This is a genomic window from Bradyrhizobium sp., from assembly GCF_016462955.1.
In the GTDB taxonomy this organism is placed as follows: Bacteria; Pseudomonadota; Alphaproteobacteria; order Rhizobiales; family Xanthobacteraceae; genus Bradyrhizobium.
In genome coordinates, this window is the sequence record NZ_JAEMSD010000063.1 from 20,486 (window position 1) to 20,968 (window position 483).

General features: G+C 64.6%; 1 protein-coding gene. It reads left to right on the top strand.

What is annotated here, in order from left to right:
* Positions 1–483: UvrD-helicase domain-containing protein (locus JHD07_RS09760; RefSeq protein WP_291621457.1), on the top strand; the 483-nt coding region annotated here is incomplete at both ends.

Below are 483 nucleotides of genomic sequence, written 5' to 3' on the forward strand. Positions count from 1 at the left end.
ACTTCGACGATCTCATCTTCGCCGCGCGTGACCTGCTCCGCGACCATGACGATGTCCGACGCGCGCTGGGACAGCGCTTCGCCCGCGTCCTCGTTGACGAGTTCCAGGACACCGACCCTTTGCAGACGGAGATCTTCTGGCGGCTCTGTGGCGAGCCTGTCGATGCCGATCCCGACTGGACCTCCTTTCGGATTCGGCCGGGTGCGCTCTTCCTGGTGGGCGACCCGAAGCAAGCCATCTATCGCTTCCGCGGCGCCGATGTCGGCGCCTATGTGCAAGCGCGCGACGCCTTTCGGGTGCAGGATGCTGACGGTCTTCTGTCGATCTCGACCAATTTCCGCTCCTGCGCCTCGATCCTCACCTTCGTCAATGAGCGCTTCGAGGCCGTGCTGTCGGCCGACGGGCAACCCGGCTTTACCGCCCTCGACCCGTTTCACGACGATCGCGACGACAGCCTGTGTGTCGCGTCGCTCGACATTGCGG